This is a genomic window from Pseudomonas laurylsulfatiphila, from assembly GCF_002934665.1.
GTDB lineage: Bacteria > Pseudomonadota > Gammaproteobacteria > Pseudomonadales > Pseudomonadaceae > Aquipseudomonas > Aquipseudomonas laurylsulfatiphila.
In genome coordinates this window covers 556,040-573,651 of record NZ_NIRS01000006.1, presented here as the reverse complement: position 1 = coordinate 573,651, position 17,612 = coordinate 556,040, and the positions used below count along the sequence as shown (strand labels likewise).

The window sequence follows — 17,612 nt, the reverse complement described above, 5'->3', positions numbered from 1 at the left end:
ACCCGGCCCACGTCGCTGGCATTCAGCAAGTAGGTGGCGTCGGTGTCAGTCTGACCACCGTTGTTCCATTGCATGGTCGACGCATCGGTGGTGTTGCCACCGTTGGCGTTGAAGCTGTATTCACCGGTCAGGGTCTGGCCAACCTGCAGCACACCCTTGATGTCGGTGACGTCAACGATTGGCGTCGCCACCGGGTCGATGATCGAACCTGGAGGCGTGGTACCGCCACCCGAAACACCCGGCGCGTTGGCCGTGTCGAGACGGTCGGTGTTACCCACGACAGCGGCGCCGTTCTTCGCGGTCACTTCAAACTCCAGTACCCGGCCCACGTCGCTGGCATTCAGCAAGTAGGTGGCGTCGGTGTCAGTCTGACCACCGTTGTTCCATTGCATGGTCGACGCATCGGTGGTGTTGCCACCGTTCGCGTTGAAGCTGTATTCACCGGTCAGGGTCTGGCCAACCTGCAGCACACCCTTGATGTCGGTGACGTCAACGATCGGAGCCGCCAAAGCCCCCGGATCATTCGGGTCTAACGGATCGGTACCCGCATCCACTTCTTCCTTGTCAGTCAGTCCATCGCCATCGGTATCCGGCTTAGTCGGATCGGTGCCATGGATTTCTTCCTCGCTATCCGCCAGGCCGTCACCGTCGGTGTCCTTAGGCGCCTTGAGCATCAGCGTGTAAGAAGCCTCACGGGTAACTACGCCGTTATACATCTCCTGCGCAATTACCTGAACGCTTCGCGGACTAATGCCTGGAGGGACATCAACAACCCCAGTCACGGGATCAACCGTTGTGTAAAGCTGAGCGGACCTCGAGGCAGCAGCCTGACCAAAATCGATAGCCCCCTTCACATACGTGAGCGCCATGCTGGAGCGAACCCCCTTTAGCGCGGGGCTCGGTTGACTGACCGCACTCGCACTGGCGGCCGGAGAATACAAAGTTAACTCGTTGACCACGAAAGCCAGCGGTTCCACTTTTTTCTCTTTCTGCTTGTAATCCAGCACCACGTTGTATTCGCGCTGCACAAAATCCTTACGCGCCTCTGACAATGGCCTGAGCGCTGTCGCTTTGTCCGGGTTGAGCTGAGATGTCAGATCACGATCAAAGCTCCAGGTGAGGCTCGCCCCAACCTGCCACTGCCCATCACCACCATGAATTTTCTGGTGCTCCGCCGTGAAACCCACGAGAGGGATCGGCTGCCACTTAGCGCCAAGACTGTACCCCTTAGGATCCTTTTCCAGCCGACCACCACCAAAGGCGTCGACACCCTCACCATTCCATTGGAAATACTTGGCCGTACCGGCCAATTTTGGCGCACCAGGCAACGCCACTTCCGCCCGCACATCCCAACCGGAAGCTGCACGCTCTAGCAGATCGAAATGCTCTGGGTCGGTGTTCAAGTGATCCCGATTCGACTCTTTCCAACCACTCAGGGGTGCATAAGCGTTGGCCGCCAGTCGAGCTTCTTCGGTCCAGGCTTCAACGCCCACGCCACCACGGGTGTGATTATTGCTGAAGTCCTGGTCAACGAAGGCGTTAGCACCAAGCATCAGGCCAGGACTTACCTGCTTGCGATACCCCAGACCAACGTTGGCGATGTTGCGTTCGTCAAAGGTACGCGCACCCACCTGGCCAAACAGGATGTCATCATTACCTTCCAGAAGGGGATGCAGGTAATCTAATTCGATGTCAACGTCTTTGGTCTCAGTATTGGTGCGCACATTGATCTTCGCGCGACCAAAAGGACTGAGGAGCTCCTCGACACCCTGCGACAAAGCACTGCTCGCGCCAGTGGCCGTCTGCTGCATCAGCTGACTGCTGGCCGACGCACCACCGTTGGAGTCTTGCAAGGCCTGGTAGCTTTGAGCGGCTTGCGACACGTTTTGCGCCAGGCGCTGCTCGAATGCGCGACTTTCACGCTCGGACAACTCGGCCGCTTTTACATCCTTTACCTGCGGGGCTGGCAGCACAACCAGATCGCCGGCCTTCAAGTCGGCAACAGCGGCCTCCCCCATCACCTGAGCATTGAGGCGAACCAGCTCGCGCACTGAGCGGTTAACACGTAACGCCAACGAGTCCAGACGCTCGCCCTTCTTCAGTGAATAGAGCACATAGCCTGGATAGAGAGTGGCTTCGCCAGTAGACCGCTTAGGCACCAGCCACACACGACCGGACCAACCGTAACTAGCCACCTGAGCCCGTAAAACAGCCAATGCGGACTCACTCACACTAAAGCGCTGCGCCACTTCGGCAGGAGTTTCCCCCTGCTGCGGGACATACAGTACGTACGAGTCCTCATTTGAAGAATCAACCATTTTCTGCGAGCTTTCGATTCGTGTCGCGGCTGTAGCCAGCGGCATCGCCAGAGCCTCGTAGCCATAGAGAGCGAGAACAATGCCTGCCGTTAGGCGACTACGTTTGCGCTTGGCAAACTCTGGGGCCGGCGCATTTGTCTGATCAAGGTCGGTATAAGACTGACGTGGATATTTTTGCTTTTTCACCGAGGGAGTACCGTCGTTTAGATTTAACGACGGCAATCTTGGCACCCGCAGCCCCGCTTCCCGACCAGCCAACCCTTCAGATTACGTAGGGATTTCCCTCTTTCGACACCCTCTTCAATGCAACCCGCCTTAGCCCTGCAGAGCCTCGATCTCTGACGGTATTTCCTACACAGAATTAGCGAATGGCCTGCATCATGCGCTTACCAAGCTCACGATAATTGGGTGGTTTCCAGCGGAGCTTTAGCAATGAACAGCACTAAAATTCTGATCCTTGAAGACCACCCAATGACTCGTCAAATGCTTGTCCTGGCATTGCAAGGGCTTGGCTACACAAATGTCCATACAGCTGATTGCGGCAAGCAAGCTTTCGCCCTGCTGAAGCATGAAGGCCATTTCGATGTATTGATCTGCGATATCCAGATGCATGGCATCGACGGCCTAACTTTTTTGCGCGAAGCCGCTGAAATTGGCTACATCGCCGCACTGATCATCTCCAGCGCTATAGCGCCGGATCTGCGGCTGGCCATCCAACAGCTCGCGCGACTGACGGGTTATCAAGTACTGGGCGATCTAGGCAAACCCTTCACTCGCGACGAGCTAAAAGTGCTCATGCTGCGTTACTGCCCAAGCGCCCCACATCGAGCCCCACCCACTATCGACGAACTGCCCTCAGCCACCGAAATTCAGAGTGGCTTGAACGACGGTGAGTTTATTCCCTTTTATCAACCGAAACTCAACCTGCAGACATTAGAAGTAATCGGCATGGAGGTCCTCGTTCGCTGGCAACACCCCCTACACGGACTGATTTCTCCCGGGCTATTTCTAGGGGCCGTGCGACACTTTGGCTTTCTGAATGTCATGACACAGACAATCGCACGACAAGCACTTAGCTTCCTACGCGAACAACGGTTGATTGGTGAGCTTCGCCTTTCGATCAATGTGGAGACCGAACAACTTGCACGACCCGACCTACTGGAAGCCGTTCGCCAAAACCTGGACGCGGAGCGGGTACCGGCACAAAGCCTGATCCTAGAAATCACCGAAAGCGGATTAATGCAGGCACCTATCACCAGCATCGAAAACTTGGTGCGCCTGCGCCTGCTTGGCTGCGGGGTTTCCATTGACGATTTCGGCGCAGGCTTCTCCTCCCTACAGCGCGTTTGCGAAATGCCTTGTAGCGAGCTGAAACTGGATATGAGCTTCATCCGCAGCATGACCCACAACCCGCGCAGCCTGGCGGCAGTGGACAGCTTGCTGCGCCTAAGCGACAACCTCGGCATCCAACTCGTAGCCGAAGGCATCGAGACCCACGAACAACTCACCCTGCTACAGCGTCTGGGCTGCCAAATCGGCCAAGGCTATGTGTTTGCCCGCCCACTCCCCGGCCCCGAATTCATGGATTGGCTACATCAGCACAAACAAGCACGGGCAACACAGAAGAGGGCTTGAGAAATGGGTGAGCACGATCTACTGGGAGGCCCCAGAATTTTACTGGTCGAAGACCATCCATTTCAGCTGATCGGCCTAGAGATGCTACTGAATCACTTGGGCTTATTTAGGCTGACCCCGGCACTCGACTGCACTGAAGCCCTGGAGACCATCAAGAACGGTAACCGTTACGACCTGTTGTTGTGCGATCAGCACCTACCGGATGGTCGCGGCATCGATCTGATTGAGAAGGCTTACAAGCTGGGCGGTATTAGTCACGCAATAATCATCAGCGGGATCGAAGATCACCCTGCACTCCAGCAACTGCTTTGGGCAGCCCAGCAACACCACCTCCCCCTACTTGCCTGCTTAAGCAAACCATTGCCCCCGAAGCTTTTTCTACAGGCGCTGGCCCCGCTAATGGCAGAGAAATAGCCCCGAACACTTACGGACCAACTGACCCGTTCACAGGAATGGCTCGATACAGAGTTCAAGCAAGCCCATTACGCTTGGCCAATTCGACCAATTCAACAAAGTTGCCCACCTGCAATTTAACGATAAGCCGGGCCTTGTAAGTGCTAGCGGTCTTCTCACTCAACATCAGCTCTCGAGCGATGTCCTTGACACGATGACCACGGGCCAAGTTACGCAGGACAGTCAGCTCCCTGTCCGAGAGAGCTTTGACCAGAGTCTCTTCTGAGGCCAGCCTGGAAGAGCTATCAACGGAAGAAAAATCCGTTGTCGGAAACAGCGTATAGCCGGCTAGAACAATCTGCACAGCACTCAGCAACTCGGTCAAATCGCTGTCCTTGCAGACAAACCCCGAGGCCCCCGCTCTGGAGCAGCGGATTGCATAGCGATCCGCCTGCAGGCCGGAAAAAACCACAACCTTGGAGCGCTCGCCCCCACCACAAAGCCGCTGCAGCACAGCAAATCCATCCAGCTGCGGGAGGTCAATGTCCAAAATGACTAAATCAGGGACGAGTTCCCTTACAAGCGCAATGACATCCACTCCGCTATCGGCCTCGCCCACGACCTCATGTCCGGCTTTCTCGAGCAAAAGGCGCACAGCCATGCGAACTACCGCATGGTCGTCTGCAATCAATATTCTAGCCAAGCAATCACTCCATTTATAACAGGGATGCACCCACCTATACCCCAAGCAAAGCCAGAGGCCACTTGATTCGCATCCAAACAGATTAGTCATTAAATCCAGATTTTGGCGAGACAATGAAAATCAACTCACGAAACGGCATGCACCTAAAAGGAGGAAGGGGTAGCCACCCCCTTATCATTCACTCCAGCCAGCCTCACCATCCCAGCAAAACCTTCGAGAGTAAAATGTCAGAAAAACGAAGAAACCTCCGTAGGGAAACCCCTCATATCGCGCAGGGCTTCCGCTCAGAATTAGTGATCGCCGGGGTTGACCACCGCTGCCATGTGCCATTTGTGACCGCACTGATATGGGCATGCGCGCCCTCACTTTGCCCTGAGTGAAAATGCGGTCGCGATTATTGACGGCTTTGAATTTGCTGCCGGCGATGGCGATGATCGACCGAAAGAAGAGATTGAGGTTGCGGCAAAGCACTTATAGCTGGCAGCGTACGCTGCAAATGGCATTGCCGCTGTTTTTGCGAAAGTCGGCAATGGTTTTGAAGTCCGGAACCAAACACGCCCCATTAGTCACATCAGCTCGACGCTACGCTCCGCCTCACGCTCACGCCGGCGGCTGGACTGAATCCGATTGAGGTAACCGCAGATATAGATTTTCAGCAATATTGCCGGATGGTAGGCAGAACGCCCCGTTGCAGCAGGATCAACACCTTCAATCCCAAGTACTCCCAGGTCGAGCTCATCGACGAAAACGTCGACCATTCGCACCGGATTTTCTTCGGCAACGTAATCGTCCAAGCACTCCGGCAGCCACGTAACTTGCGAGCCTCACCTTCAATGAACCGCTTCATGATCGCCCCCTCCCCGAGATCTTGACGATCAGATAATTAGAGTATTGGTTGCTGGCAACCAATTGCGACGGCACGCGCGCCATCATCTTGGCCTTTTGCGTACTGGATTTTATTTATTGATTATACATTTCAAAATTTGCATAAGAGCAAATATCAATAACCCCCTCGCAGCTTGCCTCAATCACGACATTCAATTTATCCTGATCTTTCGCAGCGACCAGACCTTAGAAGGCCTTGATTTCTGACTTGTCCATCGTTCACAAGATTGACTCTCCACACATATAAATAGACCATCAATTTTTGAACTTCCACTTCAATCCATGCAATTACTTAATTTTTCGCGCGCCAAAATCATCAAACTCCAACGAATAAATAAATTCCTCGCTCGCGGAGTAGATAGGATATTTAGAGATGCACGAAAATTTTTTTAGACGAAGCATAGCGATCATTATTTCTTGCTAGAGCGCGCAAACAGAATGAGCAACCCTAAAATTGCATCTCCAGTTGCCCACATAAAGAAAATAAAAAATGCGCCGAGACTAGCACCAATAGATGCTCCTGACTTCTTCGCTTCGGACACGCCTTCAGTAGCCGCTTCCATTCCAGCAAAAAACCAGTAAGCCATTAGAAGGTTAAATAGGATAAAAGAACACTTGATGAATTTTCCGAATACGGCACGACGTGGCTTTCGACGTTGGAGTCCGCATGTAGTGCAATCCCAAGCGGTATTACTTACTTCATTTTTGCACTTGGTGCAGTAGATCAACGCCATTTATATTTCCCTATGCGAATGAAATCCGGGCTCATTTCCGGATGGCGCATGTTGAATATGGTCGCGAGTACATGCATGTAGGTGATTCCTGAAAATTGTACGGCGATAATCTTAATGCACTGGTGAGCTCTGAGGAATGGCAACCAACCACCCGTAGAATAGGCTTCAGAGCTCACCGATGCGCCCTCATGGATAGGAGGGGGTCGGGCGGTTAACGCCAGACTGACGAGATGTGGTTTAACGGTTAGTTGGTAGCGGCGCTACCAGCGTGATCCGGTCATAAATTTCTTTACGGTACACTGCAACTTCCTTCGGAGCTTCGATACCAATCCTCACACATTGGCCTCCAATGCCCAAGATCGTGAGAGTTACTTCTCGCTCGCCAATAACGACCGACTCTGAGCAGCGCCGTGTAATCTTCAACATGCTTACTCCTTACCTTAGTTCTTTGGAGTGAAACACTTAAAACCCTCTATGCCGACTTGTCTGTAGGGATATCCTTAATATTTCGAAAGATAGGCTTATTCCAAAAGCTCACTGCTTTGCTCTATCAATTTTAACTGAAGCAGTCAGCATCTCGACCTTAATACGCTGAGAGATCTCTTCACGGTGCACCGGCTTTTCCTTTGGTGTGTCGATTTCGATGTGTACTTCCTGTCGCCAGTTCGTGGGACTGTGTCAGCTTTTTTGGAATGCTCGGAGAAAATCTGGTCGCCATCGATGGTAGTAAATTCAAGGACGTCAACAACCGTGACCGCAATTTCACCAGCGTAAAAACTGAAGCGGCGAATGGAGGAAGTTAAATCGAGTATCAACCGTTACCTAACGGTACCCGATGCTGCCGATCGCCAAGAACCCACATGCTCTGAACCAAAAGACTTCCTATTGGAAGAGAAAATCGCCAAGTTCAACACTCAAATTAAGGAACTTCAGCCGATCGAAAGCCAGCCCAACGAATCGCCCCATTAACAAGTCTCACCGACCGATCCAGACGCCCGCTCTATGATGAATCACAGCACCGGAATCATCGGCTACAACGTGCAGACAGTGGTCTATCCCCAGCCCCATTTAATCGTTGCGCATGAGGTCACCAACGTCGGCTCCGACCGCGATCAACCCAGCTCAATGGCTAAGCAGGTCCGCGAGGTGATAGCGTCAGAAGCGCTGTCGGGAGTGGCTGATCGAGGTTATTTCAAAAGCGAAATCCTGACTTGCCACGTTGTAGACATCATGGCCTATGTGCCCAACCCGATGACCTCCGGAGCCAACGCTGATGGGGCGCCTCCTGACGCAGAAACTGGCCGGGGTGGACTCGGAGATGAGTTTGAAATGTGCTCGCCTACAACATGAAACGGGATAAAAATAATCGTTGCCCACAGCTTGATAAAAGGCGCTGCCGGCATAAAAAAGGCTGATTTTAGCCCATCCCAGAGGCTGTAAAAACAGCGCTGACGTACTCCAGGTCACGACCGATGCGGCCCGTATTGATCGTGCGATCGCTCACCCAACGAGTGTTGATGATCAAAGACGATGAGGCTATGAGCATTTCAAACACTCTGAGCCGATTGCCGCCTATCTCTACCAACAGCAATGGGCAGCTCTCTACCGATGAGTTCGACTAAATGTAGCTCGTTAGCTTTCTTGATGGAGAGGGGTTAGTGCCAAGAACGAGCTGCTTTGGCCGGAGTGCTAGGTGATGTGCGCGGAGCAAGAGCAAAAATGCGAGTGCCAGGATGGTGTGACAACAAAGAATTTTAGATTTTTTTTGTGATCGCACACTATATAACTTGATAAAAACTCTAAAAAATCAACTTTATGCGCAATTATGGAAAATTTCATAATTTTCTCGAGGCATGTCTGGGCGACAAAAAACGAAGTATGCAGGACATTGGGAAAACAGGACGTCCGGACTCGACAGGGCCAAGGTAGAGCAGTTGCGCCTGGCGTTGTTCCACAAAAAAGGGGCGGAACTGCAAACTCCCGCTTTTTTTTGCGCTGGCCAGCAGCCAACGCCACGGGCAACGCGGGGAAAAACCTTCAGATCTCCTACGCCCGTGCCTCGAGTCGTGCGCGACTGGATGAAACGCATGGGCGACATACCCGAAAACTGCTTTAGCGTCCTTGGAGCAATGGACCGTCAGCCGATCGCCAGCAATGACCTGCGTCCGGGAAAGCAGACAATCTCCGGGTGGAGGTCCAATTGGTACCGCAAGTTGGCGTCTGTGGGCAGTCCCCTGTGGGGGCGGGTAGGTCCGTGGCTGATTGAGACTATATTGATCTGCGCCCGTCGAAACGGTCCCCTAGGTATGGGTTAGTAGCCGTCTCCGGTCAAGCGTTCTCCACTTACCTAACCCGAGCACTAATTGAAGCGGCTGTAGAGGTGTTTCAATTTACCTGCGCCTTGGATGTGTTTTTGTGAGGGCTCTTCTGTCACCTATTGTTCATTGTCGGTATGCCTGAAAACTGCTGACAGGATTCAAAAAGATAAAGGGAGAACGGGGAACCTCACGAAGTAGGATTATTTCCGAATGCTGTCGGCTCCCCTCTATGGACAAAAAACACCGTTTTACACAAGAAAAAATTGGTATCCATGGACATATGATGCAGTCCCAATACCCCAGCTGGACAGAGGATCCAAGAATGTCCATAGGTAGGTACCTTACCCTTACGTAGACGACCGGTTCATCGACGAACTGCCGAAGGATTTTTATTCCTCCGACGCCTTCGGCGACAAGCTGCTGCAATACCTCAAGGAGCGCGACCAGACCCGGCCGTTCTTCGCCTACTTGCCGTTTTCCGCACCGCACTGGCCGCTGCAGGCACCGGCCGAGGTGGTGGAAAAATACCGCGGGCGCTATGACGCCGGCCCTGAGGTGCTGCGGCTGGAACGTCTGGAAAAACTCAAGAAGCTGGGATTGATCGAGGCCGATGTCGAGCCGCATCCACTGATCCAGCTGAGCGCACAGTGGGATGCGTTGAGTGATGAACAGCGGCAGATTTCTGCGCGGGCCATGGAAGTTTATGCGGCGATGGTCGAGCGTATGGACTGGAACATCGGACGTGTCGTCGATTACTTGCGCCAGCAGGGACAACTGGACAACACCTTCATCCTGTTCATGTCCGATAACGGTGCCGAAGGGGCGTTGCTGGAGGCTTTCCCGAAATTCGGCCCGCAGTTGCTGACCTATCTCAACCAGCATTACGACAACAGCCTGGACAACATCGGCCGGGCCAATTCCTACGTCTGGTACGGGCCGAACTGGGCGCAAGTGGCGACCGCGCCGTCGCGGTTATTCAAAGCCTTCACCACCGAAGGCGGGATTCGCGTGCCGGCGCTGGTGCATTACCCGCAGCTGCCGCTCAAGGGCCAGATCAGCCATGGGTTTGGCACGGTGATGGACATCACGCCGACCATTCTCGACCTGGCCGGTGTGCGCCATCCGGGCAAGCAATGGCACGGCAAACCCGTGGCGCCAGTTCGCGGGAAGTCGTGGCTGGGGTTCCTGTCGGGCGAGACGGCGCACGTGCATGACGAGCACACCGTGACCGGGTGGGAATTGTTCGGTCGGCGGGCGATCCGCCAGGGGCAATGGAAGGCGGTGTACATCCCGGGACCGGTGGGGCCGGCGACCTGGCAGTTGTATGACCTGGGCAATGATCCGGGGGAGATTCATGACCTGGCGTCGAGCCAGCCGCAGCGGCTCAGCGCCTTGATCGAGCATTGGCAGCAGTATGTGGATGAGACCGGGGTGATCTTGAGTGAGTCGCCGTTTCAGCCGGATTGATGTTGCCTGATACAACGCTTTCGCGAGCAGGCTCGCTCCCACATTTGATCTTTGGTGAACACATTATTTGTGAACAACGGAGATCCCCTGTGGGAGCGAGCCTGCTCGCGATGAGGCCCTTGATGACAACCCATCAAGCCCTGGCGGCACGCACTTCTTCTACCGCCGCTTCGTCCCTGCGCTCAAACCGGTTAGCCCGCGCAAACGTACCGAAATCATTGAACCGCACACCCATCTCGCGCATCACCTTGTGCGCCACCGGCACGGTCAACTGGCGGATGTAGAACGGTTCCTTCACCACAAAGTGATGGATCCCGTGGCTGCTGCCGAAGTTGAAGCAGAACGCCTGCAGTGGCCACAGCCACGGGGCATTGAGTACCTGGCACTGCTGCATCACGTTGCCCGGCTCCACGTCTCCGTAGTAATGCATGTTCGAGCTGATGAAGTGCAGGCAGAAGGTGCGCAACACGTTCGGGCCGATGATCACGACGGCCGCGATGTCGATGACCTGCATCACCGACAACGTCGTCGCCGACCACTCGATCGGTGCGCCCATCAGGTGCGCAACGCCGTTCGCTGCGTGGAAACCGAGAAACACGTACCACGCGCCCCAATGCATCAGCGCCAGCGGTGCGTAGACCTTCAGCGTGCGTTTGATGATGCTGAACTTCATGGCCCAGGTCTTGGCGCGCAGCATGCGGATGACCGAGGACATGATGTTGTCGCCAATCATCAACAAACGTGCGAAGCCCCAAGGCTCGCCGTTGGTGATGGCGCGCTCTTCCAGGTCGGCCTCAGAACCCGACACCTTGTGGTGATTGAGGTGCAGATGGCGGCGAATCCAGGGGTTGATGGTGCTCGGCCGGGCGAGCCACACCAATCCCATCATCAGGTTGTGCGGCACTTTCTGCTTGCGGAAGTACATGCTGTGGATCAGGTCGTGTTCCAGCTCATGGGTCAGCGAGGCGAAAAAAGCGTTGAGCAGCAGGCACGCCCACCAGGCCATGTGCCCGGTCATGTAGAGCGCCGCCGAACCGACCATACCGGCGATGGCGAAGGTCAGAATGCCTGCGCCGAGGGCGTCCTGGTGCTTGAGAATCGGGTATTGCTCACGCAATTCGACGCCTCTGGCCAGCACCACTTCACGGATATGGGCTGATCGTTGGGCTGCATTCAGTCGTTGGGGGCTTGCAGAAGTACGGTCCATGCTTCCATCCTCTGGTTATTGATGGTTGCATCCTGCCTTGCGGAACCTCGCAATGCGGTAGCCGTGAACGCCAACCTGTTGACTGGAAGCGCCAATCAGCATGACTGAACCCACCTCCCTCGCCAGCTGGACCCGCGCCCTGCGCAAGCAACTCGATGCCCTTGGCATTGACAGCACCGCCCTGTGCCAGCAATCGGGGCTCGACCCGCAACTGATGGACGACCCGAACGCGCGCTACCCACTGTCGGGCACCACACACCTGTGGAATCTGGCAGTGCAGGCCAGCGGCGACCCGGCGATCGGCTTGCGGGTTTCGCGCTTCGTCAGCCCGACCACCTTCCATGCGCTGGGTTATGCCCTGGTGGCCAGCGGCAGTTTGCGGGAGGTGTTCGAACGTATCGTGCGCTATCACCAGGTGGTCAGCGATGCCCTGGAGCTGGAACTGACCCGCGCCGAGGATCGCTACCGTTTCCGTCTGAAAATCCCCGCTGGCAATCCCGCCCCCGCCTTCGAAGCCATCGATGCGTTCATGGCGATCTACGTGCGCACCTGCCGCAATCGCCTGGGCCGTGAATACGCACCGCTGGCGACCTTCCTGCGCCGCCCGGAGCCGGCAGACGCGCATCAATGGCATAAAGTCTTTCGCTCGCCCGTGCACTTCAGTGCCGACGAAGACCGACTGGAATTTGCCCTCGTCGACTTCGACAGCCACCTGGACGACGCCAACCCGGAACTGGCCGAACACAACGAAACCGTGCTCAAGCGCACCCTGGCGCAACTCAAGCCGCTGACGTGGGAGCGCAAGGTCCGCGACGCCATTGAAGAACAACTGCCCGAAGGCGAACCCAGCGCCGAGCACATCGCCAAGGCCCTGCACCTGAGCCTGCGCAGCCTGCAACGGCACCTGGCGGATGAGGGCTGCCGGTTCGATACGCTGCTCAATGAAAGCCGCGAAAACCTCGCGCTATTGCACCTGCGGGACCCGCAGGTGTCGCTGAGCGAAATCAGTTACCTGCTCGGGTTTGCCGATACCAGCAGCTTCAGTCGCGCATTCAAGCGCTGGACCGGGATGACGCCGGGGCAGTTTCGGGATGGGTTACGGTGATCAGTCTTTGACCAGACTGCGTGCCATACCTTCGTTCCACTGCTCCAGCATCGCCTCTCCAACCTCGGCAAAGGCACTGTTTGCCTTCATGTACTGGCCCATCTCGCCCATCGCCACTGCCACCCCATGGATGACCTGTTGCAGCAGTTCGTTGCAGCGCCCCTCGGTCAAATTGCAGGCGGAGCGACCAAATCGCATCACCATTTTGTACTTGGGCCACGCCTTCGATCCGCCCAGTAACAACGCCATGCTATCGGTCTTGATGTAGACCGACGTGGTGATGATGTCGTAGGCAGGTGCCAGGCTGATTGGCGCATCGACACCACAGTCTTCGTACAGAACGCCAAAATTCTTGAGGTGCGCGTCGCCATTTTTCAAACCCGATGACAGCGCGACGATTTTGAAAAACGACTCAAGTGCCTGATTGAGCAAAGGCGGAGAAACAAAGGCCTTGATCTGCTTGGCCGCACCTTCGTATGAACCATCGTATTTGGCTTTTGATGGCCAGGCATTGAGCACGCAGAAGTCCTCGAACCCCAAGTAACCTTTTTCATTCAGATCGAAGCGTTCTACGATCAAAAACTTGCCGTGCTCACTGAGTTCAAACTTCGGCACCTCAAGACCCGAATGCAATGCCGCCCGCATGCAGAAGTATTCATTGGCGGCGAGTTCCGGGTATTGCTCTGGACGAAAGGTTTTGACCAGATGCGTGGCCCCCCGATGGGACAGCCGATCAATGGATGACGCGCTGTCACGCACCAGTACCTTCGGCTGCACGCCGGAAACACCCGAATACTGGCCATAGGTCTGTAAGAGGTCTTCGAACAGACCTTGCGCGCCATCATGTACAAGAAGGTCCGCCAGGCTGGTTTCAGGTGGCTGGTCTCCCGGATCCTGCGCCTTTGAAATGCCGACTCTTCCGAGCTGGTGCGGGCCGACAATGGCAAGCATCGAAAAATCGTCAAACCCTCGGACGGCCTTGCTGAAGCGACGAGTCAATTCATCACGCAGGGCTCCCTCAGGCAGATTCATTTCAAAAACCGGTGGAACGCCCGATTCCCACGCGTAACTCTCCAGCCGCACCGGCATGGTCAGCGAGACGGCGTTTTGTTCTGACGCGTTTTCGGCGTAGGCAAACACGCTATCAACGGGAGACTGACCACGACCAAGGACTCCCACCGCACTGTTGGAAACGCTGATAGCCAGTCGATCCTTTTCCTGCGGCTCATCCATGGAAATCTACCTTTTTGAGGGTGTCCAGCGTCGGCCGCTTCGATTGTCGCGGCACTGCTGTCAGTTCATAACCGAAGCCGTTGAGAATCGCCTCAACCTTGCGCAATCCAATTTCGGAGAGCGTGTTGTTTTCAATGCCGGAGATCGTCGCCCGGCTCATTCCGTACTGCTGTGCCAATGCCTGCTGGGAGAGTTTTCTCTCCTTGCGTAACGTTCGGATCAGCTTGCCAAGGTTTTCCATTTCACCACCATGCATCATATACAATGCATATTGTATCGAATCAACAATTATGCATTGTATTTAATGCAGATCATGATTTAAGTCCAGCTACATTTGCTGACGCCCATATCAGGCATCACACCATCGCCAAAACCCGCAAACGAGCAGCATCGAGGATTTCGATCTCGCCGTAACTCAGTCCGATAACCCCCTGCCCCTGCAACTCCTTGAGAATCTGGTTGGTGGTCTGGCGCGACAGCGACAGCATGGCGGCAAGCTGCTCCTGGGGCAGTTGCAGGACGCGTCGCGGCGGGGCGGTCTCGCCATAGCCTTCGGCGATCATCAGCAAGCGGTGCGCCAGCCGTGCTGGGGCCGGCAGCAGGCTCAGTTGTTCGAGGTTGATGAAGGTCATGCGCAGTTTCTGGCTCATCAACAACGCCAGTTGCCGCCAGTGATGCGGATGCTCGTCGAGCAACGTCAGCAAGGTGTTCTGGGGAATGTGCAGCAGTGTGCACTGGCCCACGCCGTAGGCATCGTGGGTGCGTGGCTGGCCATCGAACAGGCAGATCTCGCCGAACCAGTGCGGCGGCTCCACCAGACTCAGCAACGCTTCCTTGCCCTGCTCGCTCACCGCACCGACGCGTACCGCGCCTTCAAGCACCGCGTACAGGCCGCAGGGCGGATCGCCGCGCTTGAACAGCCGCTGGCCCGGCGACAGGCGCCGCAGCCTTGCCGCCGACAGCAGGCTATCCTGTAGGGAAACAGGCAAATGGCTGAACCACTGACCACTCATCAGACGAGGGCGCCAGACCTGCATATCCATGAAAACTCCTAGAGATTGTCGCCTGGCTGACAGAGCGGGAAGTGACCCCGGGGCATGATCATTCACCCCACAGGAGAACAACAATGAAAAGCCTCGTCGACCACCTCAGTCAATACGCCGCCTACCACCGTGACCCGCGCAATATTGCTTCGCACTTTATCGGCATTCCACTGATCGTGGTCGCCGTCGCGGTGTTGCTGTCTCGCCCGCAGTGGTCGCTGGGTGGCGTGTGGCTGTCACCGGCGGTGCTCGTTTCGCTGGCATCGGCGTGGTTTTACCTGCGCCTGGAATTGCGCCTGGGCGTGTTGATGTCCCTGTTGCTCGGGCTGAGTGTCTGGGCCGGTCATGCGTTGGCACAGCAAAGCACGCTGGTCTGGCTGGGCAGCGGCGTGGCGATGTTCGTGATCGGTTGGGCGATCCAGTTTGTCGGCCATCACTACGAAGGGCGCAAACCGGCATTTGTCGATGACGTGACCGGATTGATTGTCGGGCCGTTGTTTGTGGTGGCGGAACTGGCGTTCATGCTGGGGATGCGGCATGAGCTCAAAGAGCAGATCGAGGCGCGGGCGGGTGGGGTGCGCGTCAATCCGAAGCGTGCTGCTGTTTAGATAGCAATCGCGAGCAGGCTCGCTCCCACACTGATTTGCGTAGTTCACAAATCCACTGTGGGAGCGAGCCTGCTCGCGAAGCTTTGGCTTTAGATGTTGGCGACTTTCTGCCAGACCTTCGGCTTGAAGAACAGCGTTTCACCCTTCGCCAACCCGATCAGGCTGTCGTGATCCTTGACCACCTCGGCCTCGATCAGATCGCTCTGCCCTTCGACCTTCAGCGTCACCCGCGTTGTCGCGCCCAATGGACGAATATCGCGCACTTCGGCCGCGTGGTGATCTTCCAGTTCATGGCGCGACAGCGACACTTCGTGCGGGCGGAACAGCACGTGGTTGTCTTCGCCCAGGTGCAGGCGGTTCGAATCACCGAGGAAGTGATAGACGAAATCGCTGGCCGGGTTTTCGTAGACGTCGCCCGGTGAGCCGATCTGCTCGATCACGCCCTTGTTCATCACCACGATACGGTCGGCAACTTCCATCGCTTCTTCCTGGTCGTGGGTCACGAACACCGAGGTCAGGTTGATGTCTTCGTGCAGACGCGCCAACCAGCGGCGCAGCTCTTTACGAACCTTGGCGTCGAGGGCGCCGAAAGGTTCGTCGAGCAGCAGCACTTTCGGCTCCACCGCCAGCGCCCGCGCCAAGGCAATGCGCTGACGCTGACCGCCGGAGAGTTGCTCCGGGTAGCGATCCGACAACCAGTCCAATTGCACCATGTTCAACAGTTCGTGAACCTTGGTTGCGATCTGGCTTTCGCTCGGACGCTGGTTTTTCGGCTTCATGCGCAGGCCGAACGCGACGTTGTCGAACACCGTCATGTGACGGAACAAGGCGTAGTGCTGGAACACGAAACCGACGTTGCGATCCCGCACGTCGTGGCCGGAAACGTCTTCACCGTGGAACACGATGTTGCCCTTGTCCGGGGTTTCCAGGCCGGCAATGATCCGCAGCAGCGTGGTCTTGCCGCAGCCCGACGGACCGAGCAACGCGACGAGTTCGCCGCTCTGGATGTCCAGGCTGATGTTGTCCAGCGCCTTGAACGCGTTGAAATTCTTGCTGACGTTACGCACTTCGATCGACATGAATTATTCCTCCGCGGCGCTGGCGCGCAGGCGGTTAATACGGTTTTCGCTCCACTGCTTGAGCAGCAGGATGAAGAGCGCCAGGATCAGCAACAGGCTCGCCACGGCGAACGCGGCCACGTGGTTGTATTCGTTGTAGAGGATCTCGACGTGCAACGGCAGGGTGTTGGTCACCCCGCGAATGTGCCCGGAAACCACCGACACCGCACCGAATTCACCCATGGCCCGCGCAGTACACAACACCACGCCGTAGATCAGGCCCCATTTGATGTTGGGTACGGTGACGTGCCAGAACATCTGCCAGCCATTGGCGCCGAGCAGACGCGCGGCCTCCTCTTCCTGAGTGCCTTGTTCCTGCATCAGCGGGATCAGTTCGCGGGCCACGAACGGCACGGTGACGAAAATCGTCGCCAACACGATGCCCGGCAGGGCGAAGACGATCTGGATGTCGTGATCCTGCAGCCATGGGCCGAACAGGCCCTGGGCGCCGAACATCAGCACATAGACCAGACCGGCAATTACCGGCGACACCGAGAACGGCAGGTCGATCAGCGTCACCAGCATGCTCTTGCCGCGGAACGAGTACTTGCTCACGCACCACGCGGCGCTGACGCCGAACACCAGGTTCAGCGGCACCGAAATCAGTACGGCGATGACCGTGAGTTTCAGTGCCGATAGCGCGTCCGGCTCAAAGATCGCGGTGAAGAACGCACCGAGGCCGAGCTTCAGGCCCTGGGACACCACGATGAACAGCGGCAGCAGCAGGAACAGGGCAAAAATCAGCCAGCCAAGGCCGATCAGGATTCGCCGCGAAGTCGCACTGCCACGGCGGGCAGCGTTCGAGGAGGCGGCAGCAATAGACGATTGGGACATGGGTGCGCCTC

General features: G+C 56.2%; 14 protein-coding genes and 3 pseudogenes. 6 read left to right on the top strand and 11 right to left on the bottom strand.

The annotated features are described in order from the left end of the window. Window positions 1–2,504: inverse autotransporter beta domain-containing protein (locus CD175_RS24870; protein WP_205886351.1), on the bottom strand; the 2,504-nt coding region annotated here is incomplete at its 3' end. A 246-nt stretch (window positions 2,505–2,750) separates the two neighbouring features. Between CD175_RS24870 and CD175_RS24865 the strand changes: the two genes are divergently transcribed. Together CD175_RS24865 and CD175_RS24860 are read left to right on the top strand one after the other, a co-directional pair. Beyond that, window positions 2,751–3,953, top strand: a complete 1,203-nt coding sequence (locus CD175_RS24865; protein ID WP_104450806.1) for an EAL domain-containing response regulator — start codon at window positions 2,751–2,753, stop codon at window positions 3,951–3,953. A gap of 3 nt (window positions 3,954–3,956) precedes the next feature. Next, window positions 3,957–4,367 carry a response regulator gene (locus tag CD175_RS24860; protein WP_104450805.1) on the top strand — a complete coding sequence of 137 codons (411 nt, stop codon included), beginning with the start codon at window positions 3,957–3,959 and terminating at the stop codon, window positions 4,365–4,367. A 55-nt stretch (window positions 4,368–4,422) separates the two neighbouring features. Here the strand turns inward: CD175_RS24860 and CD175_RS24855 are convergent, their stop codons facing one another. The 4 genes and pseudogenes from CD175_RS24855 to csrA all read right to left on the bottom strand — a co-directional run bounded on the left by CD175_RS24855 (window position 4,423) and on the right by csrA (window position 7,094). Then, the gene (locus CD175_RS24855) at window positions 4,423–5,049 is read right to left on the bottom strand and encodes a response regulator transcription factor (protein ID WP_104450804.1); all 627 of its coding nucleotides are present in this window, start codon (window positions 5,047–5,049) and stop codon (window positions 4,423–4,425) included. Window positions 5,050–5,400: 351 nt separating this feature from the next. After that, window positions 5,401–5,896: pseudogene (locus CD175_RS24850) on the bottom strand (transposase); the annotation flags it as partial. A gap of 448 nt (window positions 5,897–6,344) precedes the next feature. Continuing rightward, window positions 6,345–6,668, bottom strand: a complete 324-nt coding sequence (locus tag CD175_RS24845; RefSeq protein ID WP_104450803.1) for a hypothetical protein — start codon at window positions 6,666–6,668, stop codon at window positions 6,345–6,347. Between the two features lie 237 nt (window positions 6,669–6,905). Further along, entirely contained in the window at window positions 6,906–7,094 is a 189-nt protein-coding gene (gene csrA / locus CD175_RS24840; protein WP_104450802.1) for a carbon storage regulator CsrA, read from the bottom strand. 229 nt (window positions 7,095–7,323) lie between these two features. Here csrA and CD175_RS24835 point away from each other — a divergent pair. Further along, window positions 7,324–7,946 (top strand): annotated as a pseudogene (locus tag CD175_RS24835) (transposase); the annotation flags it as partial. Between the two features lie 1,379 nt (window positions 7,947–9,325). Next, window positions 9,326–10,453 (top strand): annotated as a pseudogene (locus CD175_RS24830) (sulfatase-like hydrolase/transferase); the annotation flags it as partial. A gap of 133 nt (window positions 10,454–10,586) precedes the next feature. Here CD175_RS24830 and CD175_RS24825 read toward each other — a convergent pair. Beyond that, complete coding sequence (locus tag CD175_RS24825) at window positions 10,587–11,660, bottom strand: fatty acid desaturase (protein ID WP_104450801.1); 1,074 nt, start codon at window positions 11,658–11,660, stop codon at window positions 10,587–10,589. 100 nt (window positions 11,661–11,760) lie between these two features. Here CD175_RS24825 and CD175_RS24820 point away from each other — a divergent pair, with 100 nt between their 5' ends. After that, on the top strand, window positions 11,761–12,765 hold the full coding sequence (locus CD175_RS24820; RefSeq protein ID WP_104450800.1) for an AraC family transcriptional regulator: 1,005 nt from the start codon (window positions 11,761–11,763) through the stop codon (window positions 12,763–12,765). On the opposite strand, the gene CD175_RS24815 is transcribed toward CD175_RS24820, so the two are convergent. The 3 genes from CD175_RS24815 to CD175_RS24805 form a co-directional block, all read right to left on the bottom strand. Continuing rightward, window positions 12,766–13,998 carry a type II toxin-antitoxin system HipA family toxin gene (locus CD175_RS24815; protein WP_104450799.1) on the bottom strand — a complete coding sequence of 411 codons (1,233 nt, stop codon included), beginning with the start codon at window positions 13,996–13,998 and terminating at the stop codon, window positions 12,766–12,768. It abuts the gene before it with no gap. Continuing rightward, entirely contained in the window at window positions 13,991–14,239 is a 249-nt protein-coding gene (locus CD175_RS24810) for a helix-turn-helix domain-containing protein (RefSeq protein ID WP_104450798.1), read from the bottom strand. Before CD175_RS24810 ends, CD175_RS24815 begins: the two co-directional genes overlap by 8 nt. Window positions 14,240–14,354: 115 nt before the next feature. Then, entirely contained in the window at window positions 14,355–15,041 is a 687-nt protein-coding gene (locus CD175_RS24805; RefSeq protein ID WP_104450797.1) for a Crp/Fnr family transcriptional regulator, read from the bottom strand. 83 nt (window positions 15,042–15,124) lie between these two features. Here CD175_RS24805 and CD175_RS24800 point away from each other — a divergent pair, with 83 nt between their 5' ends. Further along, window positions 15,125–15,649 (top strand): Mpo1 family 2-hydroxy fatty acid dioxygenase, encoded by a 525-nt coding sequence (locus tag CD175_RS24800; RefSeq protein ID WP_104450796.1) that lies wholly within the window; start codon window positions 15,125–15,127, stop codon window positions 15,647–15,649. An 89-nt stretch (window positions 15,650–15,738) separates the two neighbouring features. Here CD175_RS24800 and CD175_RS24795 read toward each other — a convergent pair whose 3' ends face one another. Both CD175_RS24795 and cysW read right to left on the bottom strand, forming a co-directional pair. Continuing rightward, window positions 15,739–16,728, bottom strand: coding sequence for a sulfate/molybdate ABC transporter ATP-binding protein (locus CD175_RS24795; RefSeq protein WP_015092978.1), 990 nt, complete (start codon window positions 16,726–16,728; stop codon window positions 15,739–15,741). A 3-nt stretch (window positions 16,729–16,731) separates the two neighbouring features. Continuing rightward, window positions 16,732–17,601, bottom strand: coding sequence for a sulfate ABC transporter permease subunit CysW (cysW, locus tag CD175_RS24790; RefSeq protein ID WP_007972954.1), 870 nt, complete (start codon window positions 17,599–17,601; stop codon window positions 16,732–16,734). Window positions 17,602–17,612: the final 11 nt, after the last annotated feature.